The sequence below is a fragment of the Noviluteimonas caseinilytica genome, from assembly GCF_018406605.1.
GTDB classification, from domain to species: Bacteria; Pseudomonadota; Gammaproteobacteria; order Xanthomonadales; family Xanthomonadaceae; genus Noviluteimonas; species Noviluteimonas caseinilytica.
Genome location: NZ_AP024545.1, coordinates 959,917 through 986,579 on the forward strand (window position 1 = coordinate 959,917; position 26,663 = coordinate 986,579).

The 26,663-nt window shown below is 69.1% G+C and carries 35 protein-coding genes, 1 tRNA gene and 1 pseudogene; 8 read left to right on the plus strand and 29 right to left on the minus strand.

What is annotated here, in order from left to right; all coding sequences use genetic code 11:
- Together LYSCAS_RS04750 and LYSCAS_RS04755 are read left to right on the plus strand one after the other, a co-directional pair.
- A complete protein-coding gene (locus LYSCAS_RS04750) occupies positions 1–1,413 on the plus strand; it encodes a dihydrolipoamide acetyltransferase family protein (protein WP_213436199.1) in 1,413 nt (470 codons plus the stop codon).
- A 20-nt stretch (positions 1,414–1,433) separates the two neighbouring features.
- Positions 1,434–1,814, plus strand: a complete 381-nt coding sequence (locus tag LYSCAS_RS04755; protein WP_213436201.1) for a VOC family protein — start codon at positions 1,434–1,436, stop codon at positions 1,812–1,814.
- Between the two features lies 1 nt (position 1,815).
- On the opposite strand, the gene LYSCAS_RS04760 is transcribed toward LYSCAS_RS04755, so the two are convergent.
- The 3 genes and pseudogenes from LYSCAS_RS04760 to LYSCAS_RS04770 all read right to left on the minus strand — a co-directional run.
- A complete protein-coding gene (locus LYSCAS_RS04760; protein ID WP_213436203.1) occupies positions 1,816–2,907 on the minus strand; it encodes a GGDEF domain-containing protein in 1,092 nt (363 codons plus the stop codon).
- Between the two features lie 94 nt (positions 2,908–3,001).
- Positions 3,002–3,349: a hypothetical protein gene (locus LYSCAS_RS04765; protein ID WP_213436205.1), complete on the minus strand. Its 348-nt coding sequence runs from the start codon at positions 3,347–3,349 to the stop codon at positions 3,002–3,004.
- Between the two features lie 119 nt (positions 3,350–3,468).
- Positions 3,469–4,680, minus strand: a pseudogene (locus LYSCAS_RS04770) (tryptophan--tRNA ligase); the annotation flags it as partial.
- 107 nt (positions 4,681–4,787) lie between these two features.
- On the opposite strand from LYSCAS_RS04770, the gene LYSCAS_RS04775 reads away from it, so the two are divergent.
- Positions 4,788–5,618, plus strand: a complete 831-nt coding sequence (locus LYSCAS_RS04775; protein WP_213436209.1) for a hypothetical protein — start codon at positions 4,788–4,790, stop codon at positions 5,616–5,618.
- A gap of 96 nt (positions 5,619–5,714) precedes the next feature.
- On the opposite strand, the gene LYSCAS_RS04780 is transcribed toward LYSCAS_RS04775, so the two are convergent.
- The 7 genes from LYSCAS_RS04780 to birA form a co-directional block, all read right to left on the minus strand.
- Positions 5,715–5,867, minus strand: a complete 153-nt coding sequence (locus LYSCAS_RS04780; protein ID WP_213437595.1) for an entericidin A/B family lipoprotein — start codon at positions 5,865–5,867, stop codon at positions 5,715–5,717.
- Between the two features lie 157 nt (positions 5,868–6,024).
- Positions 6,025–6,948 (minus strand): arginase, encoded by a 924-nt coding sequence (gene rocF, locus LYSCAS_RS04785; protein WP_213436211.1) that lies wholly within the window; start codon positions 6,946–6,948, stop codon positions 6,025–6,027.
- Between the two features lie 37 nt (positions 6,949–6,985).
- Positions 6,986–7,396 (minus strand): hypothetical protein, encoded by a 411-nt coding sequence (locus LYSCAS_RS04790; protein ID WP_213436213.1) that lies wholly within the window; start codon positions 7,394–7,396, stop codon positions 6,986–6,988.
- 29 nt (positions 7,397–7,425) lie between these two features.
- Positions 7,426–7,501: transfer RNA gene (locus LYSCAS_RS04795), tRNA-Thr, on the minus strand.
- A gap of 15 nt (positions 7,502–7,516) precedes the next feature.
- A complete protein-coding gene (locus LYSCAS_RS04800) occupies positions 7,517–8,188 on the minus strand; it encodes an SPOR domain-containing protein (protein WP_213436215.1) in 672 nt (223 codons plus the stop codon).
- Positions 8,185–8,895: a type III pantothenate kinase gene (locus LYSCAS_RS04805; RefSeq protein ID WP_213436217.1), complete on the minus strand. Its 711-nt coding sequence runs from the start codon at positions 8,893–8,895 to the stop codon at positions 8,185–8,187. Before LYSCAS_RS04805 ends, LYSCAS_RS04800 begins: the two co-directional genes overlap by 4 nt.
- Positions 8,892–9,875 carry a bifunctional biotin--[acetyl-CoA-carboxylase] ligase/biotin operon repressor BirA gene (gene birA / locus LYSCAS_RS04810; RefSeq protein WP_213436219.1) on the minus strand — a complete coding sequence of 328 codons (984 nt, stop codon included), beginning with the start codon at positions 9,873–9,875 and terminating at the stop codon, positions 8,892–8,894. Before birA ends, LYSCAS_RS04805 begins: the two co-directional genes overlap by 4 nt.
- 157 nt (positions 9,876–10,032) lie before the next feature.
- On the opposite strand from birA, the gene LYSCAS_RS16090 reads away from it, so the two are divergent.
- Both LYSCAS_RS16090 and LYSCAS_RS04815 read left to right on the plus strand, forming a co-directional pair.
- Positions 10,033–10,335 (plus strand): hypothetical protein, encoded by a 303-nt coding sequence (locus LYSCAS_RS16090; protein ID WP_341868566.1) that lies wholly within the window; start codon positions 10,033–10,035, stop codon positions 10,333–10,335.
- Positions 10,336–10,339: 4 nt separating this feature from the next.
- Positions 10,340–11,116: a M90 family metallopeptidase gene (locus LYSCAS_RS04815; RefSeq protein WP_341868567.1), complete on the plus strand. Its 777-nt coding sequence runs from the start codon at positions 10,340–10,342 to the stop codon at positions 11,114–11,116.
- A gap of 1 nt (position 11,117) precedes the next feature.
- On the opposite strand, the gene LYSCAS_RS04820 is transcribed toward LYSCAS_RS04815, so the two are convergent.
- The 5 genes from LYSCAS_RS04820 to dusA form a co-directional block, all read right to left on the minus strand.
- Positions 11,118–12,560, minus strand: a complete 1,443-nt coding sequence (locus LYSCAS_RS04820) for an ATP-binding protein (RefSeq protein WP_213436222.1) — start codon at positions 12,558–12,560, stop codon at positions 11,118–11,120.
- A 71-nt stretch (positions 12,561–12,631) separates the two neighbouring features.
- Complete coding sequence (locus LYSCAS_RS04825) at positions 12,632–13,315, minus strand: response regulator transcription factor (protein ID WP_213436224.1); 684 nt, start codon at positions 13,313–13,315, stop codon at positions 12,632–12,634.
- Between the two features lie 37 nt (positions 13,316–13,352).
- Entirely contained in the window at positions 13,353–13,751 is a 399-nt protein-coding gene (locus LYSCAS_RS04830; protein ID WP_213436226.1) for a hypothetical protein, read from the minus strand.
- Between the two features lie 181 nt (positions 13,752–13,932).
- Positions 13,933–14,844 (minus strand): arginine deiminase-related protein, encoded by a 912-nt coding sequence (locus tag LYSCAS_RS04835; RefSeq protein ID WP_213436228.1) that lies wholly within the window; start codon positions 14,842–14,844, stop codon positions 13,933–13,935.
- Positions 14,841–15,845, minus strand: a complete 1,005-nt coding sequence (dusA, locus tag LYSCAS_RS04840) for a tRNA dihydrouridine(20/20a) synthase DusA (protein WP_213436231.1) — start codon at positions 15,843–15,845, stop codon at positions 14,841–14,843. Before dusA ends, LYSCAS_RS04835 begins: the two co-directional genes overlap by 4 nt.
- Positions 15,846–15,968: 123 nt before the next feature.
- On the opposite strand from dusA, the gene LYSCAS_RS04845 reads away from it, so the two are divergent.
- The gene (locus LYSCAS_RS04845) at positions 15,969–16,283 is read left to right on the plus strand and encodes a hypothetical protein (RefSeq protein WP_213436233.1); all 315 of its coding nucleotides are present in this window, start codon (positions 15,969–15,971) and stop codon (positions 16,281–16,283) included.
- Positions 16,284–16,290: 7 nt separating this feature from the next.
- On the opposite strand, the gene LYSCAS_RS04850 is transcribed toward LYSCAS_RS04845, so the two are convergent.
- The 5 genes from LYSCAS_RS04850 to LYSCAS_RS04870 form a co-directional block, all read right to left on the minus strand.
- The gene (locus LYSCAS_RS04850) at positions 16,291–16,545 is read right to left on the minus strand and encodes a hypothetical protein (RefSeq protein ID WP_213436235.1); all 255 of its coding nucleotides are present in this window, start codon (positions 16,543–16,545) and stop codon (positions 16,291–16,293) included.
- 93 nt (positions 16,546–16,638) lie between these two features.
- Entirely contained in the window at positions 16,639–17,106 is a 468-nt protein-coding gene (locus LYSCAS_RS04855; protein WP_213436237.1) for a GNAT family N-acetyltransferase, read from the minus strand.
- Positions 17,103–17,513, minus strand: coding sequence for a GFA family protein (locus tag LYSCAS_RS04860; RefSeq protein WP_213436239.1), 411 nt, complete (start codon positions 17,511–17,513; stop codon positions 17,103–17,105). Before LYSCAS_RS04860 ends, LYSCAS_RS04855 begins: the two co-directional genes overlap by 4 nt.
- Entirely contained in the window at positions 17,510–18,154 is a 645-nt protein-coding gene (locus LYSCAS_RS04865; protein ID WP_213436241.1) for a hypothetical protein, read from the minus strand. The genes LYSCAS_RS04860 and LYSCAS_RS04865 overlap by 4 nt, the downstream gene beginning before the upstream one ends.
- 100 nt (positions 18,155–18,254) lie before the next feature.
- Positions 18,255–18,689, minus strand: coding sequence for a copper resistance protein NlpE N-terminal domain-containing protein (locus LYSCAS_RS04870; protein ID WP_213436243.1), 435 nt, complete (start codon positions 18,687–18,689; stop codon positions 18,255–18,257).
- A gap of 81 nt (positions 18,690–18,770) precedes the next feature.
- On the opposite strand from LYSCAS_RS04870, the gene LYSCAS_RS04875 reads away from it, so the two are divergent.
- A complete protein-coding gene (locus tag LYSCAS_RS04875; RefSeq protein WP_213436245.1) occupies positions 18,771–18,941 on the plus strand; it encodes a hypothetical protein in 171 nt (56 codons plus the stop codon).
- Between the two features lie 9 nt (positions 18,942–18,950).
- Here LYSCAS_RS04875 and LYSCAS_RS04880 read toward each other — a convergent pair whose 3' ends face one another.
- The 5 genes from LYSCAS_RS04880 to LYSCAS_RS04900 all read right to left on the minus strand — a co-directional run bounded on the left by LYSCAS_RS04880 (position 18,951) and on the right by LYSCAS_RS04900 (position 21,797).
- Positions 18,951–19,397: a hypothetical protein gene (locus tag LYSCAS_RS04880; protein WP_213436247.1), complete on the minus strand. Its 447-nt coding sequence runs from the start codon at positions 19,395–19,397 to the stop codon at positions 18,951–18,953.
- Positions 19,398–19,519: 122 nt separating this feature from the next.
- Positions 19,520–20,017, minus strand: a complete 498-nt coding sequence (locus tag LYSCAS_RS04885) for a hypothetical protein (protein ID WP_213436249.1) — start codon at positions 20,015–20,017, stop codon at positions 19,520–19,522.
- Between the two features lie 111 nt (positions 20,018–20,128).
- On the minus strand, positions 20,129–20,893 hold the full coding sequence (locus LYSCAS_RS04890; protein WP_407075174.1) for an HAD family hydrolase: 765 nt from the start codon (positions 20,891–20,893) through the stop codon (positions 20,129–20,131).
- 93 nt (positions 20,894–20,986) lie between these two features.
- Positions 20,987–21,208, minus strand: a complete 222-nt coding sequence (locus LYSCAS_RS04895; RefSeq protein ID WP_213436251.1) for a hypothetical protein — start codon at positions 21,206–21,208, stop codon at positions 20,987–20,989.
- Positions 21,209–21,317: 109 nt separating this feature from the next.
- Complete coding sequence (locus tag LYSCAS_RS04900; RefSeq protein WP_213436253.1) at positions 21,318–21,797, minus strand: EF-hand domain-containing protein; 480 nt, start codon at positions 21,795–21,797, stop codon at positions 21,318–21,320.
- A gap of 404 nt (positions 21,798–22,201) precedes the next feature.
- Between LYSCAS_RS04900 and LYSCAS_RS04905 the strand changes: the two genes are divergently transcribed.
- On the plus strand, positions 22,202–22,438 hold the full coding sequence (locus LYSCAS_RS04905; protein WP_213436255.1) for a hypothetical protein: 237 nt from the start codon (positions 22,202–22,204) through the stop codon (positions 22,436–22,438).
- Positions 22,439–22,511: 73 nt separating this feature from the next.
- Here the strand turns inward: LYSCAS_RS04905 and LYSCAS_RS04910 are convergent, their stop codons facing one another.
- The 4 genes from LYSCAS_RS04910 to LYSCAS_RS04925 form a co-directional block, all read right to left on the minus strand.
- A complete protein-coding gene (locus LYSCAS_RS04910; protein WP_213436257.1) occupies positions 22,512–22,847 on the minus strand; it encodes an EF-hand domain-containing protein in 336 nt (111 codons plus the stop codon).
- Between the two features lie 100 nt (positions 22,848–22,947).
- Entirely contained in the window at positions 22,948–23,136 is a 189-nt protein-coding gene (locus LYSCAS_RS04915) for a CPXCG motif-containing cysteine-rich protein (RefSeq protein WP_213436259.1), read from the minus strand.
- 4 nt (positions 23,137–23,140) lie between these two features.
- A complete protein-coding gene (locus tag LYSCAS_RS04920) occupies positions 23,141–23,653 on the minus strand; it encodes a DUF1993 domain-containing protein (RefSeq protein ID WP_213436261.1) in 513 nt (170 codons plus the stop codon).
- Between the two features lie 87 nt (positions 23,654–23,740).
- Positions 23,741–26,653 (minus strand): putative bifunctional diguanylate cyclase/phosphodiesterase, encoded by a 2,913-nt coding sequence (locus LYSCAS_RS04925; RefSeq protein WP_213436263.1) that lies wholly within the window; start codon positions 26,651–26,653, stop codon positions 23,741–23,743.
- Positions 26,654–26,663: the final 10 nt, after the last annotated feature.

The following is a 26,663-nucleotide window of genomic DNA, read 5'->3' on the forward strand; positions in this document are numbered from 1 at the left end:
ATGGCGACGAAACAATTCCTGCTGCCCGACCTCGGCGAAGGCCTGCCCGACGCGACCGTCGTGGAGTGGTACGTCAAGGTCGGCGACACGATCAAGCTCGACGACAACCTGGTGTCGATGGAAACGGCGAAGGCCGTGGTCGACGTGCCCTCGCCCGTGTCGGGCAAGGTGCTGAAGGTCGGCGGCGGCGCGGGCGATGTCATCGTCACCGGCACGCTGCTCGCCGAGTTCGAGATCGATCCGTCGATGCCGCAGCGCGCCGAAGGCCAGGACACCGGCCACCACCACGGGCCGCCGAAGGGCGCCGGTGCGCACGTGGATGGCGGCGACAAGGTCGTGGCCTCGGACGAAGGCGGCGTGATCAGCGAAGGCGGCACGGCGGAAGCGCCGAAGACCGAGAAGGCCGAAGCGCGCCAGGACAGCGGCACGGTGGTCGGCGCGATGCAGTCGTCCGATGCTGTGCGCAGCGAATCCGCGGTCGCGGTCGGTGGCGTCAAGGCGTTGCCGGCGGTGCGTGCGCTGGCGCGCAAGCTCGGCGTGGATATCGCGCGCGTGCGGGCGACCGGGCCGGATGGCGTGGTGACGAATGCAGACGTGAAGAATGCGGCGGCGGATCCGTCGACGTTGCAGCAAGCCGCGAGTGCGGCGGGCGTGCGTCGCGACGTTGCCCCCTCCGGCGCTGTCGCGCCGACTCCCCCCGCCGGGGGGAGTGTTCGCAGCACCGTGTCCATGGCCGGCAAGCCCATGCGCACGCAACCGCCGGGCGTGCAGGCCACGGGCCAGCCGGAACAACTCAAGGGCGTGCGCCGCAACATGGCGCGCGTGATGGCCGACGCGCATGCGAAGGTCGTGCCGACCACGCTCAGCGACGACGCCGACATCCACGCCTGGGTGCCGGGCAACGACATCACCGGGCGCCTCGTGCGCGCGATCGTCGCCGGCGCGAAGGCCGTGCCCGCGCTCAACGCGTGGTTCGATGGCGAGAATTTGACCCGCACGCTGCACCCGCACGTGGACATCGGCATCGCGGTCGACACCGACGACGGCTTGTTCGTGCCCGCGCTGCGCAACGCCGACATGCTCGATGCGCGCGGCGTGCGCGAAGCCGTCAATCGATTGCGCACGCAGGTCGAGGATCGTTCGATCCCGATGTCGGAGCTCAGCGGCTACACGATCTCGCTGTCGAACTTCGGCATGTTCGCCGGCCGCTACGCGACGCCGGTGATCGTGCCGCCGTGCGTGGCGATCGTCGCCGCCGGCAAGGGCCGCCACCAGATGACGCCGGTGATGGGCGGGTTCGAATCGCATCGCGTCATCCCGCTGTCGGTCACCTTCGACCACCGCGCCTGCACGGGCGGCGAAGCGGCGCGCTTCCTCAAGGCGATGCTCGACGACCTGGCGAAGTCGCACTGACCTGACGCAAGGAGTTGGCGATGGCGCACCGCAGCCGGTTGGCGGGTTTCATCATCGATTGCCAGGTGGACGACCTCGGGGTCGCCACCGACTTCTGGAGCAAGGCCCTCGGCCTGCACGTCGGCGAGCACTACGTCGACGGCGCGGCCGAGTACGCCGCGTTCACCGGCACGCCGGCCGACCTGCACGTCGAAGTGCAGAAAGTCGAACACCCCTCGCGCGTGCACCTGGACATCGAAGCGGACGACCAGGACGCCGAAGCCGCGCGCCTGGAAGCACTCGGCGCAAAGCGCATCGGCTGGGTGAAGCGCTGGTGGGTGATGGAAGCGCCGACGGGGCAGCGGTTCTGCGTGGTGAAGATGCGCGAACCCGGGAAAGGCGTTAAGCCCAACGACTGGTGAATTAGCGCGGCGTGTCGTCTGCGACGACGCGATTGCGACCCATCGCCTTCGCGCGATACAGCGCCTGGTCGGCACGTTCGAACACCGCTTCGGGCGTTTCGCCACCGGGCCCGCCATCGGCGATGCCCACCGACACCGTGATCATCGCGCCGATCTCCAGGGCTTCGACTTGCCGGCGGATGCGTTCGGCGATTTCCGCGCCGCCGTCCAGGCGCGTGTCGGGCAGCACGATGAGGAATTCTTCGCCGCCGTAGCGCACCGCGATGTCGGTGCCGCGGATCGCACGCGTGATCGCATCGGCCACCGCGCACAGCGCGCGATCGCCGAACAGGTGGCCCTGGCGATCGTTGATCTGCTTGAAGTGGTCGATGTCCAGCAACGCGAGCACGTATCGCGTGGTGTCCAGCGCACCGCGCGCCTTCGCCTGCGCGCGCAGCCGCGTCATGCCGGCGCGGTTGAGCAGGCCGGTGAGCGCATCGTGCGTAGCGGTGTATTCGAGGTCGTCGTGGCGGCGCTGCAGGGCGTCGCGCGCGTGTTCGGCATCGCGCGCTTCGGCGTCGCGCGCGGACAGCAGGCGGCCCTGTTCGAGGAGATAGCGGCGCAGTTCGAGCAGGTGCTGCGTCTGGCGCGTGAGCAGGCGCAGCCCTTCGAGCTGCGCGGGCGTGAGCGTGCGCGGTTCGACATCGCCCACGCTCACCACGCCGAGTGCGTGGCCTTCGGGGCTGAGCAGCGGCACGCCGGCATAGAAGCGCGGGCGCTGGCCACCGAGGCGGCGGCGCTGCGCGTAACCCGGATGCAGCGCGAGGTCGTGCACGACCAGGGTTTCGTCCGGTGCATCGATCGCATGCCCGCACAACGAGCGCGAACGCACGAGCTGCGGCTGGTCGATGCCCAGGCGCGCCTTGAACCACAGGCGGTCGTGGTCGATCAGCGAGATCGCCGCGGCGGGCGTGTTGCACAACGTGGCCGCGAGCCGCGCGATGTCGTCGAACGCCTGTTCGGGCGCGGTGTCGACAATCGCATAGCGATCCAGCGCGGCCTGGCGCTCGGCTTCGCGCGCATCGAACAGCAATGACGAAGGGACAGCGGACATGGGGTGCGGCGGGGGCCGCGCTCGGGCTCGATGGATGCAGGGGGACGGGGCCGGCATCCTGCCGAGGCGGGGCGAATGCCCGCGGACGGCGATTCTACCGTCGGGGCCCGTGACGAACGCCCATGCGCGGGTCCCGTTGACCCGCCAGCAAACGATGGCGCACCCAGACTGCGATGCCCAGCACACTCAGGAAGGCCCCGTAGGAGACCGAGGTGCCGACGATCTGCTGCCACATGCGGCCATAGCCGCGGTCGGCCCAGCCCTGCCCCCAGTGCAGGACCAGCACGAACACGACGACGGCGAGCACGAGCGCGCCGATGTCGAAGCCGCGACGCCACGACGGACGCGGCTGGCGCGGATAGAGCCAGTACAGCACGCCGAGGATGAGAAACCACGGGGCGAACAGAAGCGCCGCCAGGTTTCCTTCGACGAACGGCGACATCACGCGTCCTGCGGGGCGAACGCGGCCATCGCTTCGATGAGGTCCGCCGGCACGACGCCTTCCGCCACGTGGCCGAGCACGCGCTCGCCGAGGTGGACCTGCCCGCCGTCGAAACGCAGCGACGCACCGGCATCCTGTTTCGCGGCGGCGACGAGTTGTCCCGCGTCGCGCGCGGAGGCGTGGCCGTCGCTTTTCAGGAGCACGCGATCGCCGGACACGAGCTTGAAGAAGAACTGTCCGTCCGCTTCGCGATATTGCTTGAACGTCGGTGCCACGCGCTTCTCGACGGTGCTGGCTGCTGCCTCGGCGCGCTTGGACAGATCGCGCAGGCCCACGGCTTCGCGCAACTGCGCCAGCAACGGCGTCGCATGCGCCGCGCGCAGGCGTTGCGCGCCGTCGCGCAGCAGCGCCTCGATGTGCGCCGGGTTGGCCATCAGGCCGTCGTAGCGTTCGCGCATCGGCGCGACTTCCTGGTCGATGCGTTCGAACACCATCGCCTTCGCATCGCCCCACGCGATGCCGTCGGCGTAGGCCTGGCGCATCGCGTCCACTTCGCTCGCCGAGGCGAACGCCTGGTACAACTGGAACAACGCCGACTCCTGCGTGTCCTTCTTTTCGCCCGGCGCGCGCGAGTCGGTCTTGATCGCGAAGATCAGTTTCTTCAGCTGCTCGCGCGGCGCGAACAACGGGATGGTGTTGTCGTAGCTCTTGCTCATCTTGCGGCCGTCGAGGCCGGGCAACGTGGCCACGTGCTCCTCGACCGCCGCTTCGGGCAGCGTGAAGTGCTCGCCGTACAGATGGTTGAAGCGCTGGCCGAAATCGCGCGCCATCTCGATGTGCTGCACCTGGTCGCGGCCCACCGGCACGCGGTGCGCGTTGAACAGCAGGATGTCGGCCGCCATCAGCACGGGATACATGAAGAGGCCGGCGGTGATGCCGGCATCGTCGTCGAGTTGTTCGACGCGATTGCGATCCACCGCCGCCTTGTACGCATGCGCGCGGTTGAGCAGGCCCTTGCCCGCCACGCACGTGAGCAGCCAGGTGAGCTCGGGGATCTCGGGGATGTCGCTCTGGCGGTAGAACCAGACCTTGTCCGGCTCCAGCCCGCACGCGAGCCACGCCGCGGCGATTTCCAGCGTGGAGCGCTGCACGCGCGCCGGTTCCTGCACCTTGATCAGCGCGTGGTAGTCGGCGAGGAAGAAGAAGCTCTCCACGTCGTCGACGCGGCTGGCCTCCACCGCTGGGCGGATGGCGCCGACGTAGTTGCCGAGGTGCGGCGTGCCGGACGTGGTGATGCCGGTCAGGACGCGGACGCGGGTCTTGGGGCTCATTCGCGGGAGGCGTGGAAACAGGCGGGCCAGTGTACCCGCGACGCGCGGCAACCCCGCGCGCGGGGCCCGGGCGTTGCACGTCTGCCCACCCACATCGGAGCCCGACCATGCTGCGCCACGCCCTGCTGCTCACTGCCCTGCTCGCTTCCACCGGATGCCCCTCGGCCTGGGGGCGGACGATGGTGGACATCGACCTGGTCGATCGCGATTCCGGCCAGTGGCTCTCCGAAACCCCGTACCGCGGCGATATCTGGGTGCCCGGCATTCCCGGCCATCGCTACGCGGTGCGCCTGACCAACCAGTCGGCCGAACGCGTGCTGGTCGTGTTGTCCGTCGATGGCGTGAACGCGGTGACCGGCCAGACCGCCGATCCCTCGCAGGCCGGTTACGTGCTCGAACCCTGGCAGAGCACCGAGATCGCCGGCTGGCGCAAGTCGATGGACGATGTTGCGCAATTCGTGTTCACCGACTTGCCCGATTCGTACGCCGCGCGCACGGGGCGGCCGCAGAACGTGGGCGTGGTGGGGATCGCGGTGTATCGCGAAGCGCGGCCGGTGGCGTATGCGCCGCCGCCTTACATCCCTTCTCCTTCGGTGCCGCCGTACGAGCGCGCCGAATCCCGCGACCAGGCCGCGGCGAAGGCCGCCTCGCCGCGCGCGCAGGGCAACGCGTCCGCCGGTGCCGCTGCCGAATCCGCCGCACCCAGCGCGATGCCGCAACAACTCGGCACCGGCCACGGCGCACGCGAATGGTCGCCGGTGGGACAGACGCAGTTCGTGCGCGCGAGCCGCTCGCCCACGCAGGTCACGCAGTTGCGCTACGACGACGAGAACGCATTGCTCGCGATGGGCGTCCTGCGTCGTCCGCCAGCGTACGGCTGGCGCGAAGGGCCGCAGGCGTTCCCGGCGGGGTTCGTGCCGGATCCGCCGCGTTATTGAATCGCGGACAGACAAACGGGCCGGAGGACCGGCCCGTTTGTCGTTGCATCCCTGCCACGGCGCGCAGGCGCGCCGCTCACTCCTCCGTGCAGCGGATCAGCAATGGCTGTCCTTGCAATCCTCGGCCTTGGTCTCGACCTTCTCGCCCGCCTTCTGGACGTCCTTGCCGGCGCCGGCAACGGTGTTGCAAGCGGCAAGCATGTTCATCGAGAACAGCGCGAGGAGCATCAGGGCGAACGTGCGCTTCATGGCCGACTGCTTCATGGAAATCTCCTGGGTGACGATTCGAGGACGACATGTGTCGTCCGGTGGGCGCATCAGACCCATCCGGCCGTGAAGCCCACGTCGAATTGCCGCTTGCGCGGTGTGTTCCGTTCAGCCGGAAATGCAGTTCGTGGGCGGCGCGTCAATCGCGCATCAGCGTGGACTTGCCGAACAGGCTTTCCACGAGGTCGACGGCGAGCTTCGCGGTGGCGTTCTGCGCATCGAGCAACGGGTTGAGCTCCACGATGTCGAGCGAACCCATGCGGCCACTGTCGGCGATCATTTCCATCACCAGCTGCGCTTCGCGGTAGTTGGGGCCGCCGGGCACGGTGGTGCCCACGCCCGGCGCGATGCTGGGGTCGAGGAAATCCACGTCGAAGCTCACGTGCACGTGCGTGTTGTCGTCCACACCGTCGAGGGCTTCTTCCATCGCGCGCTTCATGCCGACTTCGTCGATGTAACGCATGTCGTAGACGTCGAGGCCGTGTTCCTTCACCAGGCGCTTCTCGCCTTCGTCGACGGACCGGATGCCGATCTGGCGGATGTCGCCCGCCGACATCGCGGGGGCATCGCCACCGAGGTGCGTGAGTTCGCGCGGGCCCAGGCCGCACAGGCAGGCGACGGGCATGCCGTGGATGTTCCCCGACGGCGTGACGTTGTGCGTGTTGAAGTCGGCGTGCGCATCGAGCCACAGCACGCGCAGCTTCTTGCCGGTCTTGCGGCAGTGGCGCGCGACCGCCGTGATGGACCCGACGCCGAGGCAGTGGTCGCCGCCGAGGAGGATGGGCATGCGGCCCGCGTCGAGTTCGGCTTCCACCGCGTGCATGACCATGCGGTTCCAGTCCGTCACTTCCTTCAGGTGCCGGTAGCCGTCGTCCGGCGGCGTCCACGGATTGCGCGGACCGTCGATGTTGCCGCGATCGATGAGGTCGATGCCGCGCGCGACGAGGGCTTCGGGCAGCCCCGCGATGCGCAGCGCTTCGGGCCCGAGGCCCGCACCGCGATGACCGGCGCCGACGTCGGTCGGCGCACCCAGGAGCGAAACGGGGGGGAATGTGCGGCTCATGGGCCCGATGGTACTCGCAGGCATGCGTGCGCGTGCGTCACGCAGGCCGCGTCTTCCCGCAGGTGGCGCACAGGCCGCCGACGGTGCGCGTCGGGAACGTCGCGCCGCCCAGCACGAACAATGCGATCACCAGCGCGCGTTCGCCCCACGGGATGACGGGGCCTTGCGGAGGGCACGTGCACGCGGGTTCGGGGTGGGCGTCGTCGTTCGCTGAATCGTGTTCGACATCGAGTTCGCCGCGGCGATACGCGTCGAAGATCGCGCGCGCTTCGGCGATGTCCTCGGCCTTCACCTGCAACTGCGTGCCACCGAGCGCGTAGGCCATCGGCCAGTCGACGATCGCCATCCGGTCGTTGGCCACTTCCGCGAACAGGCCATCGGCGCGCAAGCGTGCGCACACCACGTGCGCTTCCCACGGATCGAGGAACCGGGCGAGCGTGACGAGCACGGGCGACCTCCTTCGCTGCATGGGCGATGTGGTGCCGGCAGTCAGAATCGAACTGACGACCTACCGCTTACAAGGCGGTTGCTCTACCAACTGAGCTATGCCGGCGAACGCGCGGGCATCTTAGCGCAGCGCTGCTTGTTGGAAAGTCGCGCAATCCAGCGGGCGCGCCTGGGCGGCGGCGATGTCCTGCGCGGCGCGCGCCGGATCGAACGCGGCGGAGGCGCCGGCATCGATCCAGCCTTCCGTGGCGACATCCCCGAGCGGGGCGACCTGCGCCGTGAAGCCGGCGGCCTCCAGCTGCGCGAGGCGACGGCGCGCGGCGTCTTCGTTGCCGAAGCGGCCCAGCGCGATGCCGTTCCGGTCGGGGCCGGACGGCATGACGAACAGGTCGTCCAGGCCCGCGGCCAGGATGCGGTCGGCCATTGCCTGCGCGGCTTCCTTCGTCGCCAGCGCCGGGATGTAGACGCGCCATCCGGTGGGCTTGCCGAGCGGCACTTCGCGCACGCGCGCGATCACGACGCGCGGCACGAGGAGTTCGTGCGCGCGACGCAGCGCAGCGGGATTGGCGAAGGGACCGAACGACACGCATTGCGTCGGCGCGACGGGCACCTTTGCCACTGCGGTGGCCTTCGGGCGCCGCGCGGCCGGCACTTCTTCCAGCAACTGCAGGCGCGGCACGTCGGCCGGCATGTCGATCGGTGTTTCCTGCGCGGGCGGTTTGCGCGTCGCCCACCACGCGACGACGCCGACGTTGATCGCCACCAGCAACACGAGCAGCGCGCGATACATCATGCGGCGGTCTCCAGCGCGGCCCAGCGCGCGAGGCCTTCCAGCACCAGCGCGGGGCGCGATTCGACGCCGGCCAGGTGCGCGCGCATCGCATCGGCGCCACCGCCATGCAGCAACACGCGCGGGGCGCGGCCGAGGGCTTGCGTGGCGACGGCGAGGCTGCGTTCGACGAGCGCGATGGCGGCGCCTTCGCAACCGGACGCGAGCGCATCTTCGGTGTCGGCGGCGAATTCGGTGTACACACCGCCTTCGACCGGCAACTGCGCCACGCGCGCATGCAAGGTTTCGCGCATCAGCGTCGGCGACGGCGCGATGCGGCCGCCGAGGTGCCGGCCGTGTTCGTCGACGAGGTCGATGGTGAGCGCGGTGCCGACGCCGACGACCAGCGCGGGCGCCGATTCGCACGCGGCGACCATCGCGAGGAAGCGGTCGACGCCCAGCTTCTGCGGATCGGCGTACGCGATGCGCAAGGGACCGAAACGCGCGGACGTGCGCGCGATCGCGATGCGGCGGAAGCGTTGCGTCAGCGCGTCGATCAACGCAACGCGATGCGCTTCGGGCGCGACGGACGACAGGTACGCGACGTCGCCGTACGGCAACGCGGTCATGTCGCCGGGCGCGAACGCGCGCACGTCGCCGACGGCGCCCGCCGCGAACGGCGCGCCCTTCAGTCGCGTGTTGCCGAAATCGAACAACCAGTGCTGCGTCATGCTCCCTGCATCCGGACGCTGACTTCGCCGGAGTGGACCACACGCACCGCGCCGTCGTCGAGGCGCACGCGCAATGCGCCGTCGGGCGCGAGGCCCTCGCTCGTGGCGTGGCGGATGCCATCGTGCAGGTGCAGGTCGATCGCGCGGCCGGCGAGTGCGTCGAGCGCGGCGTAGCGCGGGAGGAACGGATCGAGGCCCTCGCGATCGAAGGCTTCGAGCGCGGGCAGCAGGTGCGAGAGGACGTCCGCGGCGATCGCGTTGCGCGCGCGGGTTTCACCCAGCGTGGCCAGGTCGATCCAGGGTTGCCCGATGTCGCGGGCAAACACGTCGGGCATGTGCACGTTGAGGCCCAGGCCCAGCACCGCGCGCACGGGGCCGGCGTGTTCGCCACCGCCTTCGACGAGCAGGCCGCCCAGCTTCCGCAGCGTGGCGCCCTCGGGCACGACGATGTCGTTCGGCCATTTCAGTCGCACCGAAGCGTGGCCCATCGCATGCAGCGCTTCGACCACGGCGATGCCGGCGACGAGGCTCAAACCGCCGAGACGACCGAGGCCGCCGCTGAAGGACCGCGCGAGCGAGAGGTAGAGGTGCGCGGCCAGCGGCGAGGCCCAGGTGCGACCGCGACGGCCGCGGCCGCCGGTCTGGCGTTCGGCCAGCAACACGTCGGCGCCGCGCACGGGCGTTGTGCGGCGCAGCAGTTCGGTACTCGTCGAGTCGATGGACCAGGCCACTTCGAGGAGGGCCAATCCCTCACGAGCGCCCGGGGCGATGGCGTCGCGCAGGGCCTGCGCGTCCAGGAAATCGAGCGGCCGGTCGAGCGCGTAGCCGACGCCGGGGCGGGCCGAAATCCCCACGCCGGCGGCCCGCAGGGCCTGGATCCGCTTCCAGACCGCGGCGCGGCCGAGCCCGGCCTCGCGGGCGAGCACGTCGCCGCTGGCGGGGCCCGCGGCGAGGCGGGTCAGGAGGGCGCGGTCATCCATCGGTGAGGTTGTGGCCTGGAGGCCCGGATTATGGCCGAGGCCGTTCGTCGCCGGCGCCGTTCCGGGATGCAACCTTCGGCGAGCCCGCGGCATCCACGGTATAGTCCGCGGCGCCGAATCCCTGGCCGTGCACCTACCCCGCACCAGGACTTTCCCCATGTCACGTTCCATCCTCTTCCTGTTGCTGCTTTGCGCGAGCGCGTCCGTCGCTGCGCACGAGGCACGCATGGATGGCCCGACTGGCGATGGCGGCCATTGCCCCGACACCAGCAACACGATCGTCGAGGCCGATTCCACGCCGCAGCCGGCCAAGCCCGCGCGCGCCATCCACACCGCAGCCAAGCCGTCCAAGCCCGTGAAGCCCACGCCCGCCGTGCGCAGCACCGGCGACAGCGATGGCAGCGGCACGCGCATCCAGCCGCCGCGCTGGCACAGCTTCCTGCCGGGCATGTTCCGCTAAGCCATTGCGGAACTGGTTCCGGCGCTTCCTGCGCCCTGCGTCCCTCGATCCCGACTCGTGGCTCCGCGCCTGCGCGGGCGTTCCCTTCGTCAGTGCACTGGATGCAACGCGCAAGGCGCGACTGCAAGCGCTGGTCACGCGCTTTTTGCACGACAAGACCATCACCCCGATCGGCGACCTCGCGCTCGACGACGTGCAACGCATGCAACTCGCCGCGTTGTGCTGCCTGCCGCTGATCGAATTCGGCGAAGAAGGCCTGCACGGGTGGTCGCAACTGCTCGTGTATCCCGGCGCGTTCCGCGTGCACCGCGCGCACACCGATGCCGCCGATGCGATGGCGGAATGGGACGGCGTGATGCAACCCGCGCACGAAGGCTACGAAGACCTGATCGGCGAAGCATGGGAAGCCGGGCCCGTGGTGCTGTCGATGGAGGACGTGCTGGCCGACCTGGCCGCGCCGCGCGATGGCTGCTGCGTGGCGGTGCACGAGATCGCGCACAAGCTCGATGCGCTCGACGGCGCGATGGACGGCACGCCGCCGTTGCCGCGCGCGTGGCAGAAAGAATGGGCGCGCGATTTCCAGCAGGCCTTCGACCACATGGGCAAGCAGGTCGACGCGAACCGCCGCACGAAGCTCGATCCCTACGCCGCCGAAGCGCCCGAGGAATTCTTCGCGGTGTGCACCGAATACCACTTCAGCGCGCCGGCGTTGCTGCGCGAGGCGTATCCGAAAGTCGCGGCGCACCTGGCGAAGTTCTACGGCGCCTCGCCGATGGCGTGAGTCACAGGCCGGGCGGCAACCGCACTTCGAAACGCGCGCCGCCGAGTTCTTCCGAGCGCCCCACTTCCAGCTCGCCGCGATAGCCGCGCACGATGTCCTGCACGATCGCAAGGCCGATGCCGTGGCCCTGCACGCGTTCGTCGCCGCGCACGCCGCGTTGCAGGAGCTGCGTCACGCGATCGGGTTCGATGCCGGGGCCGTCGTCGTCCACCGCCAGCAACAAGCCGTCGCGACGCCCGGGCGAGGTGTCGCCCACGCGCACGGTGAGCAGCACGCGCGAACGCGCCCACTTGAACGCGTTCTCGAGCAGGTTGCCCAGCAGTTCCTGCAAGTCGCCGGGTTCGCCGTGGAAGCGCGCGTTGGGATCGAAATCGAATTCGCACAGCACGCCGCGGCCGGCGTAGACCTTTTCCAGGCCGCGCACGATCTGCTCGGCGTGCGTTTCCACTTCGATGGGCGCGGAGAACAGGGCGTGGCCGCTCGAGGCGGCGCGCGCGAGCTGGTAGCCCACCATGTCGTTCATGCGCCGCAACTGCGTGGCGACTTCCTCGCGCAGCTCCGCTTCCGGCGTCGGCGTGTCCAGGCGCGAACGCAGCACGGCGAGCGGCGTCTTGAGGCTGTGCGCGAGGTCGGCCAGCGTGTTGCGCTGGCGGTCGAGGTTTTCGCGCTCGCTCTGGATGAAGGCGTTGATGCTTTCGGTGAGCGGTTCGAGTTCGCGCGGATGGCGCGCGCTCATGCGCGCGATCTGGCCGCGGTGCACGCGCTTGAGTTCGGCGACCACCTGGCGCAAGGGACGCAGGCTCCAGCGCAACACGAGCATCTGCAGCAGCAACAGCACGAGGCCCGCGCCGCCGAGGTAGCCCCACAACGCGCGGCGGAACACGCGCACCTGCTGCGACAGCGCGCTGGTGTCTTCGGAGATGTAGACGGTGTACGGGAACTCGGCTTCCGGTCCGCCCTCGGCCCACACCAGGCCCTTGCCGAGGCGGTAGATCTCGCCGGGCTTGCCGTCGCTGCGCGTGATGGGGAGCGGGCCTTCGAAGCGTTCGGCGGCGGGCGCGAGCATCGGGCCGAGCGGGAGGTCGGGGCCGCGCGCCGACGCGGAATCCCAGTGGCCGTTCGGCAGCACTACTTCCGCGTACAGGCCGCTGCCGGGGCGTTCGAAGCGCGCTTCGGGCGGGATGTCGGGGACGTAGAGGGTGCCGTCGCGCAGGAATTCGATGCCGCGCGCGTAGGCCAGCGCGTAGCTTTCCAGGCGCGTGCGCAGGTTGCTGCGGGCGGTTTCGAGGAACGCGCGATCCAGCGCGTAGCCGGCCAGGGCGAGGAAGGCGACGAGGCCGAGGCTGGCCGCGAGCAGTTGCCGCGACTGCAGCGAGCGCGGGCGCCAGCGATCGTCGAACAGTGCGCCGCGCGTGCGCGCGTCGGGGGGCTGCTCAGACGCCATGCATCGGTCCTCGCTTCAACGGGGATGGAACGCGACCCGCGCGTCGCGGGTCGCATGCATCCTACGTCGGCTCACTCCCCGCTGCGCGGGATGGCGAAGCGATAGCCGCGGCCGCGCACGGTCTCGATCGGCTTGAGTTCGCCGTCCGGGTCCAGTTTCTTGCGCAGGCGGCCGATGAAGACTTCGAGCACGTTGGAGTCGCGGTCGAAATCCTGCTGGTAGATGTGCTCGGTGAGGTCGGCCTTCGAGACCAGCTCGCCCGCATGCATCATCAGGTACTCGAGCACCTTGTACTCGTAGCTGGTGAGGTCGACGTTGGAACCGTTGACCGTGACCGTCTGCGCGGCGAGGTCCAGGACCACCGGGCCGCATTCCAGCGTGGGCTTGCTCCAGCCCGCGGCGCGGCGCACCAGCGCGTTGATGCGCGCCAGCAGCTCTTCGACGTGGAAGGGCTTGACCAGGTAGTCGTCGGCGCCCTGCTTCAGGCCCTCGACCTTGTCCTGCCAGCTCGAACGCGCGGTGAGGATGAGCACCGGGAATTTCTTGCCCTCGTCGCGGAGCGCCTTGATCAGCTCCATGCCCGACATCTTGGGCAGGCCCAGGTCGATGATGCCGAGGTCGAACGGGACTTCGCGGCCCATGTAGAGGCCTTCCTCGCCGTCCTGGGCGGAATCGACGGCGAAGCCTTCCCGCTTCAGGCGTGCAGAGAGTGTTTCTCGAAGCGGTGCTTCGTCTTCGACGAGCAGGATGCGCATGGTGACTCCGTGTCAGGCTGGGCCGGCGGCCGTAGGCTCAGAGGGTGGGGTCGCCGTCGTCGTCGTCGTGTGTACGGCCGCCCTTGGGGGGCTTGGCACGACGCTGCTGCGGATTCGGCGGGGTTTGCTGCCTGGCCGCCGGATCGTCCCAGTACACGCGCACGCGACCCTTGTCGTCGACGATCTTGACACGATTCACGTCGCGGCCGTCGTACTGCACCTGCTCGGCGCTGAGCACCTGGCCGTTGCGTTCGGCGCGCCGCACGGAGTCGGCGAGGCCCTGCTGGTCGCCGTCGGAATGGTTCTGGCGATCGGCCGACGGGGCGTGCCGCGGCGGCGGGGCCGGCTGCGGTTGCGCCTGCGCCCACGCCATGGTGCTGGCACCCGTCAGGACGACGAGCAGCGACAGCGGGCGAAGGAGGCGCAGCAGGGGCATCGGGTCGGCCTTGGAGAAGGGAGATGCGAAACCGCGACGTCGCGCTGGGCGATGCCGGGATCGGGGTTGCTGGAAACGGGCGCCATTCTTTGAATCAGGCAGTGAATCCGGTCTGAACTTTTCCTTCACGGATCCGCGCCGTTCATGGCCGGTCGCGGGCGAAACCCCGTTGCAGGGGCCGTCAGAAGACCTCCCCGACGCAGCATCGCAGGGATCCGCCGGCGGCTTCGATGGCCGCCAGGGGGACGCTCCGCACGTCGAAGCCCGCGTTTGCGAGGGCGGTGCGCGTCGCCGGGGCGAGCGCCGCGTCGGCCCTGGCGCTCATCCAGACCGTCTCCGGCGACAGGGCGATGGCGTTGCCGGCGAAAGCCGCATGCTCGGCATCCGACAGGACGATCGCGTGCGGGCCGTACACCTGCGCGAGCGCGTCGATCACCGCGGCGTCCGCGAACCCGCGCGGGCAGGCGAGCGCGGCGCGCCCCGCCAGGACGGCCAGCACGACGTTGGTGTGGTATTCGCCGGGCGCGAGGTCGAACAGGAGCGTCGCGCGCAGGCCGAAGGCCTCGTGCATCAGGTGCGCGCCCTCTTCGTCGCAGCGTTCGGACAGGCCGCACCAGCCCAGGCCGCGCGCGCGATCGATCACCAGCGCGCCGGTGAGTTCGCAGGGATGCCCCTGTTCGGAGAGGTCGATCTCCGCGTAGTCGAGCACGCCGCCGAAGAAGCCGCGGATATCGGCGCGCGTGGCTTCGCGCTGGCGCACGGGATGGCGCATGCGCCCGACGATGCAGCGGCCTGCGGCGGTGGCGAAGACGTTGTTCGGGAAGACGCCATCGGGCGCTTCGGGATCGCCCGGGAAACACACCGTCGGCAGCGCCTGCGACAACGCACGATGCAGCCCGCGATGTTCGTCCAGCGCGCGGCGGGCATCGAACGCATCGGCGTCGGCCATGTAGCGGTTGTCGCGCGCGGAGTCGGTGGCGAGGCGGAAATCGTCCGGCGCGACGAGGAACGCCGCGCGCGCGGTGGGCGCGCCGAAGTCCGTCGACAGCGTGCGCGCGTGCGCCACGAACGCGTCGATGTCGCGCGTGATCATGCGGCGTACACCGTCGACTCGGTGCACGCGAGCGCGCGCTCGACGAGCGACCAATCGGCGCCGGGCCGATGCGCGCCTTCGCTCAGCACCTGGCGGAACGCGCGGCCGCCGCGCTCGCCGGAGAACAGGCCAAGCAGGTGGCGCGTGATGTGCTTGAGGTACACGCCGCGCGCGAGTTCGCCTTCGACGTACGGCTGCAGCGCGCGCAGCAATGCGCCGCGCGTGCGCAGTTCGCCGCCGAACCACGCCGCGTCGAGGCGATGCAGCAGGTATGGATCGTGGTACGCCGCACGCCCGAGCATCGCGCCGTCGACGTGCGCCAGGTGCGCGGCCGCTTCATCGAAATCGGCGATGCCGCCGTTGACGATCACCTGCAGGTCCGGACGTTCCTGCTTCAACCGGTACGCCCAGTCGTAGCGCAGCGGCGGCACTTCGCGGTTTTCCTTCGGCGACAAACCCTTCAGCCACGCGTTGCGCGCATGCACGACGAACATCCCGCAGCCCGCGGCGGCGACGGCGTCGATGAAGGCGAGGAAGCGATCGAAGTCGTGGTCGTCGTCGACCCCCAGGCGGCACTTCACGGTCACCGGGACGCCGCAGGCCTCGCGCATCGCGGCGACGCTTTCGGCGACGAGCACCGGTTCGCGCATCAGGCACGCACCGAAACGGCCGGCCTGCACGCGATCGGAAGGACAGCCGCAATTGAGGTTGATCTCGTCGAAGCCGTGCGCTTCACCGATGCGCGCGGCTTGCGCGAGCAGTGCGGGTTCGCTGCCACCCAGCTGCAGCGCGACGGGATGCTCGACGGGATCCATCGCGAGCAACCGCGTGCGATCGCCCAGCACCACGGCGTTGGCATGCACCATCTCGGTGTACAGGCGCGCGTGCGGCGCGAGCAGGCGATGGAACACGCGGCAATGCGTGTCCGTCCAATCCATCATCGGCGCGACGGAGAGGCGCAGTTGCGCGGCGGGAATCGTGCTGGCGGGCGTGTCGGCCATTGGCCGCGCATTCTACGGCCTCGCCCGCGTCCCTGCCCTGCAGGGCAAGTGCCCGCCCGGCCAATTGCTGCGTTGCACGGCCAATGTTCCGCTGCGGACACCCGCCACACAGACCACGACGCCATGGCCCTGGACATCGAATATTTCGAACGCCGCGTACGCAGCCTCGAGAACGCGCTCGACCGCCTGCAGCACGACATCGGCGACACGCACCGCATCGCCAACGATATCGTCCGCGAATACCAGCAATGGGCACGCGAGGAACATCCCGGCAAGGAATGGTTCTTCCGGCGCATCGACGAACTCGTGCAACGCGGCAGCCCGCGTTGCGTGTACGCCAAGACACTGGTGCTGGAATACGGCGTGTCGCGCTCGAAGGCTTACCAGCTCGTGCGCGAATACCTGGACAACGCGGCGGCGAAACTCGCCACCGCGTGAGCGCGCATCAGGTCAACGCCGCCGGGATGCGCGTGCGTTCCAGCGCGTGCCAGCCGGCATCGGTGATTTCCCAACCACCGTAGACGCGACGCACCAGGCCTTGTTCGCCCAGGCGCGCCATGATGTGTTCGTCCACCGGATGGCGGACGACGAGGGATTCGGTGAGCTTCCGCAATTCTTCGCGGTCGCCCGGGAGCAGGGTGACAAGCACGGCGTTGACCTTCTTCTTCGGCGAACAAAAATGACCCGGGAGCTGGGTCATGACCGAACCAACGCCGGCGGGTTCGCGCGCAGGCCAGTGCACGCGGGCGCGAGTCAAACAGGATTCAGTTGCGTGATGGCGCCGCAGGCGCAGTCAGCTTCGCTCGAACACCATGTAGACGTCGGCGCGCGCGTAGTGCGAGCCCGGCCGCGGCGCGGGGCGGTGATGGAATCCGTGGCGTTCGTAGAGGCGCAGCGCGGTGTCGAGCTTGCTGCTGGATTCCAGGAACAACTCACTGCCCTGCATCGCATCGAACGCCGCGATCGCACCGACCAGCAGTTGCGCACCGATGCCGCGGCCTTGCGACGCAGGATCCACGGCCATCTTCGTGAGTTCGTACACACCGTCGCCTTCGTGCTTCAGCGCAACGGTGCCGACGACGCGCGCCTGCCCATCCACCGCGAACAGCACGCGCCCGCCCGCCGCGAGGATGTGCGATTCCGGATCCGACAACACGGTGCGGTCGATCGGCTCGACGACGAAGTAGCGTTCGAGCCAATCGATGTTGAGGCGTGCAAACTCCGCGCGCCAGCGCGGATCGAAATCGACGATGCGGATCATTGGTGCGTGAGGTGCGCCAGCGCGGCGGTGGCCGCTTCGCGGTCATTGTCGTCGAACGGCACGATCGTGAGCGAGGCCACGGTGCCGTCGTCCAGGCAGCGCACGTTGACGTCCACGCCATCTGGATGGCTGCGCGGGATGTAGAACGCCTTGACGCCGCACGTGCTGCAGAAGCGATGCTTCGCGGCGCCCGTGTTGAACGTGTATTCGGTGAGCGCATCATTGCCCGCGACCAGGCGGAAGCGCGACGCCGGCACGATCAGGTGCAGGAAGCCGGTCATGCGGCAGATGGAGCAATTGCAGTCGAGCGCCTCGACGTCCGCCGGCGCTTCAACTTCGAACTGCACGCGGCGGCAATGACAGCCGCCGCGATGCGTCACCAGCGCGGGCGTCGCGGCGTGGCTCATCCCTTGCCCTTGCCGTGGCCGCCGCCCTTGTTGCCGTTGCCGTGCCCGTTCCCGTTCCCGTTCCCGTGGCCGCTGTTGCCGTGTTCGCCCGACTTGCCGCTGTTGCCGTGGTTGCCGTTGCCATTGCCGTGGTCGGACTTGCCCTTGCCATTCCCGTGGTTGGGATAGGCGCGCTGCAGGTCGCTGTCGAGCACGATCGGGCGCGACCAGCGATCGTAGGTCGGCACGAAACCGTTCTTGAGGCGATGGAATTCCGGCGAACCCGGCTTGATGCCCATGCGCTTGGCGATGTTGCCCCAACCCTGGCCCGGGTCGCGCTCGTATTCGTCGACGACGTAGCGGCACGGGCGGCCGATGATCGACGCGATGCTGCAGGCCATGTACACGTCGCCCGGGGCCCAGCGGCGATTGCCGAGCAGGTCGGACACCAGGTCGCGCGGCGCGCCGTGGTAGCGGACCATTTCGTCGACGAAGGGATCGCGGTAGCGCGTGCCGTAGCGATTCATGTCGCCCAGCGTCGTGTCGATCCAGACATCGCCGGTGCGCGGGTGGAATCCGACGGTGAAGTCCTGCGCGCTGGCGGTGCCGCCGATCGCGGCGAGCGCGGCCGTGAGCGCGACGATCTTGAAGGTGCGATGCATGGGTGGACTCCGTTCGGTCATGCGGGGGAATGCGAGGCCGCCAGTGTCTGCCGTGCCCATGAATGCGTTCTGAAACTTCGTCACGTTTCGCGGACCGGCGTCACAACGCCGGCGGCGCGACCGGCGACAGCACGCGACCCGCCCCCACCGCGTGTCCGCGACGATCGACGACGACCAGGTTGCCGGCCCCGTCGAACATGTAGAGGCGCTCGCCGCCCTGGCTCGGCTGCAGCCGCAGCAAGCGGCCATCGCGGCGCCAGCGACCGCTCTCCTGGAAGTACTCGGCACCCTGCCCGTCGCGGAAGGCCTCGACCAGCTGGTACTGCGCGACCACGCCATTGCCGTGCTGCAGGCGCAGGCGCGTGTCGATGCCATCGCAGTCGGCGCAGGCCAGGATGCCTTGCCAGGCAAGTTCGGCGTCCGCGTCGCCCAGGCGATCGTCGGCCTTCGGGGGCGGCCCTGGCGCGCGGCCGCACCCGGCCGCCAGCACGCAGGCGAGGGCGAGGATCCAGCGGCGGTGGCGGATCGGGCTCACGCGGCGATTGTGCCGCACGCGATCTGCACGCTGCCGTGACAATCGCGCGCCGAGCATGGCGCCGAACCCGGGGGCTTCGCCATGCACATCCATTCTCCTTTCCACTTCATGCGCCGACACGCGCTGGGGATTTCAGTGCTGTGCGTCCTCATCGCGGGCTACTTCGCCGCGGTGGGCTACGTGGGCACGCGCCTGCGCGATGACATGAGCCACACGCTGCAGGCCGTCCCGACGAGCGTCGACAAGCACTGACCGCGGGGCTCAGCGCCCCGAGATCGTGAACTTCCCGAACGCGATGCCCAGGTCCCAGCCCGCGCCCTTGCCCGCGAGCGCCAGCGACACCTCGCCCTTCGTCATCGCCTGCGCCTTCGCGGACTTGGACGCGCCGGCATGCGCTTCGGCGGACACGTAGGTGCCGACCACGTCCTTGATGTCATGGACGCCGGAGAACTCGCCGGTGCCGTCCTGGATGTTCGATTTGCCGAACGTCAGCCCGCCGCCCTTCGCATCGATGGCCACGCTCATGTGCTGGCCGTTGCTGCACGTCACCGTGCCCGTGCCGGACGCCGTCTTGTAGAACACGGACCAGCCCGCCATCGAGAAGTGCAGCTTGCACGTGATGGAGGGCCCGGCCTGGGCGGGCGCGGCGAATGCGAGCCCCGCGAGGATGGCGAGGGTGGCGAGGATCGGGGTTGCGGGATGGCGCATGGGGGAACGACTCCGGGGGTGCGTCGATGCGCGGAGGCTAGCACCGACCGGCCGCGTGGCACACGCGGGCCCGGAAACGACGACGGCGCCTCGCGGCGCCGTCGTTGCAAGCCATGGTGCGATCAATCGTCGTCATCGTCATGCCCGCGATGCCCGCCGCGACCGTGGTGGGGGCGGTCGTAGCGCGCGCGCGTATCGCGATGGTCATAACGCGGGTCGTAGTACTTCACCGTGCAGTTGCCGCTGCCGCTGCAGTTGACGCGCTGCGCGGTCTGCACGGGGTAACCCGTGTTGAACCGCGGGTCGTAGTACCCGGCGTTGTAGGCATTGCTGTTGTAGTAGCGGTTGCCGGAGTAGCCGTAGTTGGGGCGTGCCGGCACGACGCGGTAATAGACGGGTCGGCCGTAGCGGTCGCGCTGCACGTACACGCGGTCGTTCGCACCGTAGCTGCCATAGCGGTAGTAAGGCTGGCCGCCCTGCAGCACGACGTCGGCGACGTCGACCAGAATGCGCGTCAGCGAATCCTGTGCCTGCGCAGGCGCGGGGACGAGTGCACCCAAACCCAGGCCCGCCGCGAGCACGGCAGGTGCCATCCAATGCTTCAGTTGCAGGGTCGCCATCGTCATTCTCCTCGAGGCCCGCCCCATTGCGGGCTGTGGCGACGATGCGACCGGATCGGTGAACCAAGGTGCAACCCGCCGGCCTTCAGCCGCCGCCGCGCAAGCGGGCATTCATGCGCCGCGCGCGTGCCGGTGGATGTCTTCGACGGCGGCCGGCAATCCCGATGCATCGACCACCTTGCGCAGGCGCGGTGCGTCGTCGGCGACCTCCGCTTCGGCTTCGTGCGCCCACGTCACGTGGTACGGCATGTACACGCCCCACCCGCCGAGTTCGAGCACGGGCGCGATGTCCGAACGCAACGAGTTGCCGATCATCACGAACTGCGACGGTGCCAGGCCGAATTCCTCGAGCAAACGCGCATACGTCGCCCCATCCTTCTCGCTCACGATCTCGATGCGGCGGAACAGCTTGGCCAGGCCCGACTCGCGCACCTTCGCTTCCTGGTGGAACAGGTCGCCCTTGGTGATCAGCACCACGTCGTGCCGCGCGCCGATCGCTTCCACCGCCTCGCGGATGTCGGGCAACAGTTCGACCGGATGTTGCAGCAATGACTTGCCGATCGCGACGATGCGATGGAGATCCGTGGCGGAGATGCGCGCCTGCGTGATTTCCACCGCGGCTTCCACCATCGACAACACCATGCCTTTGACGCCGTAGCCGAACAGCGCGAGGTTGCGCTTCTCGACCGAATACAGGTGTTCCTGCGCGCGCGTGTCGTGCAGGTCGACGTATTGCGCCACGATGCGTTCGAAGTCTGCCTGGGCGCCGCGGTAGTAATCCTCGCTGCGCCACAGGGTGTCGTCTCCGTCGAATCCGACGAGGCGGATGCCGTCCGTTGCCATGGTCATGGGGTCGCGTTGCGTGCGGCGCGACAGTTTAAATGTGCAGGCGCGCGAAAGGCGGCCATCGGCCGCCCTTCGTCTGTCGCGCGTGCTGGCGGCCGGCCTCGCGAGGCCGGCCGCGCAGGATTACAGCGTGCTCGGCGGATTGGCCGACGTGGTGGCTGCCGGCGGCATCGATTCCGTCGTGGTCGTCGTCGTCGAGGTGGTCGACGTGTCCGTGCCGGTGGTCGGCTCGGTCGACGTCGTCGTGGTCGACGACTCTTCCTTCGTGGTGTGCGTGCACGCCGCCAGGGACAGCGAGGCGACGACGAAAGCGGCGGCGGTGATGGTGCGAAGCGTGGCGTTCATTGGAACCTCTGTTGTCCTTGGCGAGCCGGCCGGCCCCGAAGGGCCAGCCGGTGTTGCGCCTTGTTGCGGAGCGCGCGTGGGTGCGCGTTCCGGCCGGGGGCGGTGTTGCTTAGCCGCCCGAACCCGAGCGGGCCTTGGCCTTGCCGTTGGCGGCGAGGTAGGCCTTGTATTCGTCCTGCGTCAGCTGGCCGTCGGCGTTGGCGTCAGCCTTGGTGAACGCCTTCGTCAGGCTCTGCACCGGCGCGGCTTCCGACACGCTCAGCGAGCCGTTCTGGTCGACGTCGAGCTCCGACCAGTTCTTCTTCTGCGGCGTGGCAGGCGTGGCCGGCGTCGCGGGCGTCTGCGCCATCGCGTCGGTCGCGCTCTGCGGGGTGGCCGGGGTGGCGGGCGTCGCCGGGGTGGCGGCGTTGACGTTCGCGTTCGTGTTGGCCTGCGCATCCGTCGACTGCGTGGTCGTCGTGGATTCGGTGGTCGTCGTGGCCTGCGGGGTCGCCGACTGCGGCGTGGTCTGGGCCGACTGCGCGAAGGCGAGCGGCGCGGCGAGCGTCAGGGCCAGGGCGAAATAAAGCGGGCTGCGATTGGACTTCATGCGTCGATCTCCATTGCGGGGGAACAGTGCGTTCGCGGTGGGGGCGACAGATGCCCTCGGAACGGCGAACACCTTGCACCGGCGCGTCTGAATCCAACCGACCGCGCGATCGGTGCCTCCACATCGTGTTAACCACTGCGCGCACGTTCTGCGTTAACGGCCGGCGCGCGATCGTGCGATGCGGCGATCGCGGGCGTTCGCGCGCGTTGCGCGCAGATAGCCCTTCGATGAATGGAGAGTGCAGCGGCCGATGTCATCGCCGCGCGAATGGCCGCTGCGGATTGCGTGAAGGGCGCCCGGGATTACGAAAACTTTACTTGCGCCATGCACGCCGCTTAATGCCCCGGCCCCCACGATGGATCGCGAAAACCCACGCCATCGCACACGCCTCCGAGGATTCCCCCATGCCCACCCAGCGCCCGGCACCACGCAGCAAACCCCGCAACGACGGCACCCAATCCGCGGCGCAGCAGAGTGCTGCGCAAGCGCTGACGGCCACCAAGCGGCAGGTCGAAGAAACGGATCGCCAGCGCAACGCGTTGGAAAACCAGGGCGCGCAGGGGCGCGGCATCGGGGACCAGTGGACGCGCGAGAAACTGATGCGCGAGAACGACGACGACGAGACCGCGACCCGACATTGATGCCTGGCATCGTCGTGATGAAAAAAAGGGCGCCCGAGGGCGCCCTTTGCATGTGCTCGCATCGCGCGTTGGCTCAGGGCGACTTCGGCTTCGACGTCGCCTTCGCCTTCGCATGGAACTCGTTGTCGGTGACGTAGCCATCGCCATCGGCGTCCATCGCCGCGAATCCCGAATCGAATGTCGGATCCGCACTGGCTTCGCTCGAACTCACGCGTCCGTCCTTGTCGGTATCCAGCCGCGCCATCGCCGTGTCGGGTGACGGCGTGGCCGCCTTCACCGCTTCCTGGTTGCCGCCGGTCTTCTTCGCCTGCGGCGTCGGCGTTTCCGGCGGAGACGCGGACTGCGCGACCGCCACGCCGGCGATCGAGACACCCAGCGCAATGCCGAGCAGTGTTTTCGTGCCTGTCATGTGCGCGCTCCTCTCGATGGATCCCCCGCAGGTCGCGGGGGTGTCCATGTAACGCAACACGCGTCAACACACTGCAACGCGCCATTGCAGAGCTAGCGGCTCAGGCGTCGTCCTCGGCCGAAGCGTGCACCACCGGATCGCCGTCGTCGTCGATCGACACATCCACCACGATCGGCCGGCAACACACGTGGCAATCCTCGATGTAACGCTGCGCGCCCGCCGAATCGTCGATCACCAGCGTGATCGTCTCGCCGCAGTACGGACACGAGATGTCGGCGGTCGGCAGCATCGGCTCAGCGCCCCGCGCCCGCGAGGTAGTCCGTCTTGCCCAGCGGCGCGCCGGCGACGCGCAGGATCGCGTAGGCGGTGGTGGCGTGGAAGAACAGGTTGGGCAGCGCATAGGTGCCGAGGTAATCGGCGCCGGTGAACTTCAGCTCGGCCGTGCGCGTCTTGAACGCCACTTCGCGCGATTCCGCGCCGTCGAACTGCTCCGGCTTGTACGCGCCGAGCACTTCGATGCAGCGATCCAGGCGCGCGTACAACTGCTCGAACGTGGTTTCGTCGTCGGTGAAGGACACCGGATCGGTCGCCGTCAACCGCGCGACCGCGAACTTGGACGTGTCGGTCGCGATCTGCACCTGCTTGATCAGCGGCAGCATGTCGGCGATGAGGCGCGACTGCAGCAGCACCTCGGGCGCGATGCCCTTGTCGTTCGCGAACTTCTCGCCGATCTGCAGGACGCTGCGCAGGTTGCGCAGGGCACGCACCATCACCGGCACCGTCGCGTGGTACATCGAGTACGCCATGGAACACTCCCGACGGGCCACCGTGGCCCGGAAGCCGCACAGGGTACGCCCGCGGCCGTCATCCGCCAGTCGCGATCCCGGGTTTCACTATCCCAGCCAGTGGCTGGCCGGCTGCGGCGCGGCGAAGCGATAGCCCTGGCCGTAGGTGCAGCCCATCCGCTTGAGCACGTCGTGCTGCGCGGCGGTCTCGATGCCCTCGGCCACGATCTCCACGCCCAGCGCATTGCCGAGCGCGAGGATGGCTTCGATCACTGCAGAGCTGCGCGGCGATTCCCCGTTCGCGAACGGCGCGACGAAGCTCTGGTCGATCTTGATCATGCGCAACGGGAAACGATGCACGTGGCCGAGCGAGGAGTAGCCCGTGCCGAAATCGTCGAGCGCGGCTTCCACGCCGGCTTCGCGCAGGCGATGCAGCGTGGCCACCATCGCCTCGGGATCGCCGAGCAGCGTGCCTTCGGTGACTTCCAGGCGCAGCGCCGCCGGATCGAAGCCGTTCTCGGCCACCAGGTCCAGCAGGCGGCGATCGAAATCGTTGTGCTGGAACAAGCGCGGCGACACGTTGAGCGTGATGTAGCGCTGCACGCCATCGCCGCGCGGCGCGACCAGCGCGCGGCCGGCCTGCAACGCGAGGCGGAACATGCGCCAGTCGATCGGTTCGATCAGCCCGCTGTCTTCTGCGACCTTCATGAACTCGCCCGGCCGCAGCACGCCGCGCGACGCACTGCGCCAACGCAGCAAGGCTTCGTAGCCCACCACCGAATCATCGTCCAGGCGCACGATGGGCTGGAACCACGGTTCGAATTCGTCGCGCAGCAAGGCGTCGCGCAGCGCCTGCTCGAGGTCGAGCACGCCCATCGCGGTCTGGTGCATCGCATCGTCGAACAGCACGAAGCGATTGCGGCCCGCGGTCTTGGCGCGATAGAGCGCGGTGTCGGCGTCGTGCAGGATGCGGTCGGCGGACTCGCAGCCTGCGTCGGCGATCGCGATGCCGATGCTCGCCGAAAGCTGCAGGTCGCGCCCGGCCACCTGCAGCGTCGGCTGCAAGGCGCGCAACACGCGCTGCGCCACCTTGCAGGCGGTTTCGGGCTGCTGCACGTGTTCGAGCAGCATCACGAATTCGTCGCCCGCCATGCGCGCCACCACGTCGGGCTCGCGCACGCACCCGGACAGGCGGCTGGCCACTTCCTTCAGCAGGGCGTCGCCGGCGCTGTGGCCGAGGCTGTCGTTGACCACCTTGAAGCGGTCCACGTCGATGTAGAGCAGGCCGAAGCCCCACTGCACATCGCGACGCAGCCCGCCGATCGCGCGCTCGATGCGATCGCGCAGGTAGATGCGGTTCGGCAGGCCCGTGAGCGCATCGTGCATTACCTGGTGCTGCAGCTGCGCTTCGATGTGCTGGCGCACCTGGATCTGTTCGCGCAGCTCGACCGTGCGCTCCTCGACGCGCGTCTCGAGTTCGGCGTTGGCCTGGCGCAGCAGTTCCGCCGCGCGCCGGCGCTGCAGCGAACTGCCGATCTGGTAGGACACGAACGTCAGCAGTTCCGCATCGCGCTCGTCGTAGGCGGTGCTGGATTCGTAGCTCTGCACCGCGACGACGCCGATCGCCCCCTCGGTGCTGAGCAGCGGCGCGCCGAGCCAGACCTGCGTGGGCGCGCCCATCATGGCGGGGTCCAGCAAGCCGGCGGTGATCATGTCCATCGCATCGGGGCGCTTCACCAATTGCGGGCGCCCGGTCTGCAGCACGAATTCGGTGAGGCCGCGGCCGAAGCTGCGCGCGCTCCAGTCGCGTTCGAATTCATCGGCCGCGTAGGGGAACGACACGACCATGCCGTCCTCCGACAACAGGCCGATGTAGAAATTGCGCGCGTCGATCAGCTCGCCGACGATCGCGTGCACGTGGCGATAGAAGCCATCGCTGGTTTCGTCCAGGCTCGCCAGCGCGGCGATGCGGTACAGCGCGGCCTGCAGGCGTTCGCCGCGTTCGCGCTCGCCCACTTCGCGGCGCAGTTCGCTGTTGGCCACCTGCAGCTGCTGCGTGCGCTCGACGACGTGCTGTTCGAGTTCGGCGCGGCCACGCTTGCGTTCCAGCGCGGTGAGGATGTGCTCGGCCACGAAGGCCAGGAGCGACATCTCCGCCGTCGTGTAGCACCGATCGCCGGTGTAACTCTGCACGACCACCACGCCGTGGACCTCGCCTTCGCGCAACATGGGCACGCCCAGCCAGTCGCTGCTGTCCGCGCCGTGCAGGCGCAGCGGGCCGGAGACCTGCTTCTGCAGATCCTCGGTGGCGCCCATCAGCGGGCGCTTGTCGCGCACCAGGTACCACGTGAGGCCGCGCTCGAAGTGCGCCAGCGGCACCTCCTCGTCCGGCAGCAGCTTGTCCTGGTCGTCCACCACGTCCGCGAAATAGAGGAAGCGCAACGCATCGCGTTCGCGGTCGTACAGCGCGATGTAGAAGTTCTCCGCGTACATCAGGTCGGAGACGATGCGGTGCAGGCCGCGCAGCATGTCCGGCATGTCGAGGTCCGACCCCGCCATGTCGGCGATCGCGTAGAGCGAGCGCTGCAGCTTTTCGGCCTGCTCCAGGCGCGCCACGCTTTCCTGCATCTGCTGCATGCCCAGCAACTCGGCCAGGCGCAGGCGCAGGGCAGGGTCCGCGTCCACGGGACCGGCCGGGCAATGCAGGACGGCGACGGCATCCTCGCCGTCGTCGTGCAGCACGCGGGGGTTGGCAGCGTCGTTCACGCCCGCGCGGCTGCGCGCGACGGCATCGATCGCCCGCGCCAGGACGCCGGGGTCCACGGGGCCTTCCGGCCAGGCGCGCACGTCGCGCGGCCAGTGCGTCGACCACAGCACGCAGGCGCCCATGGCCGGCAGGTGCGGGGCCTGCGCGAACCAGGCTGCGATGGCCTCCGCCGGCGCGCGCGCACCCAGCAGGGCCGCCGGCAACGGCGTCCCGTCTGTTGCTTGCGATGTCGTGCCGGCGCGTGGCGCGGTCATGGTGGTTCCC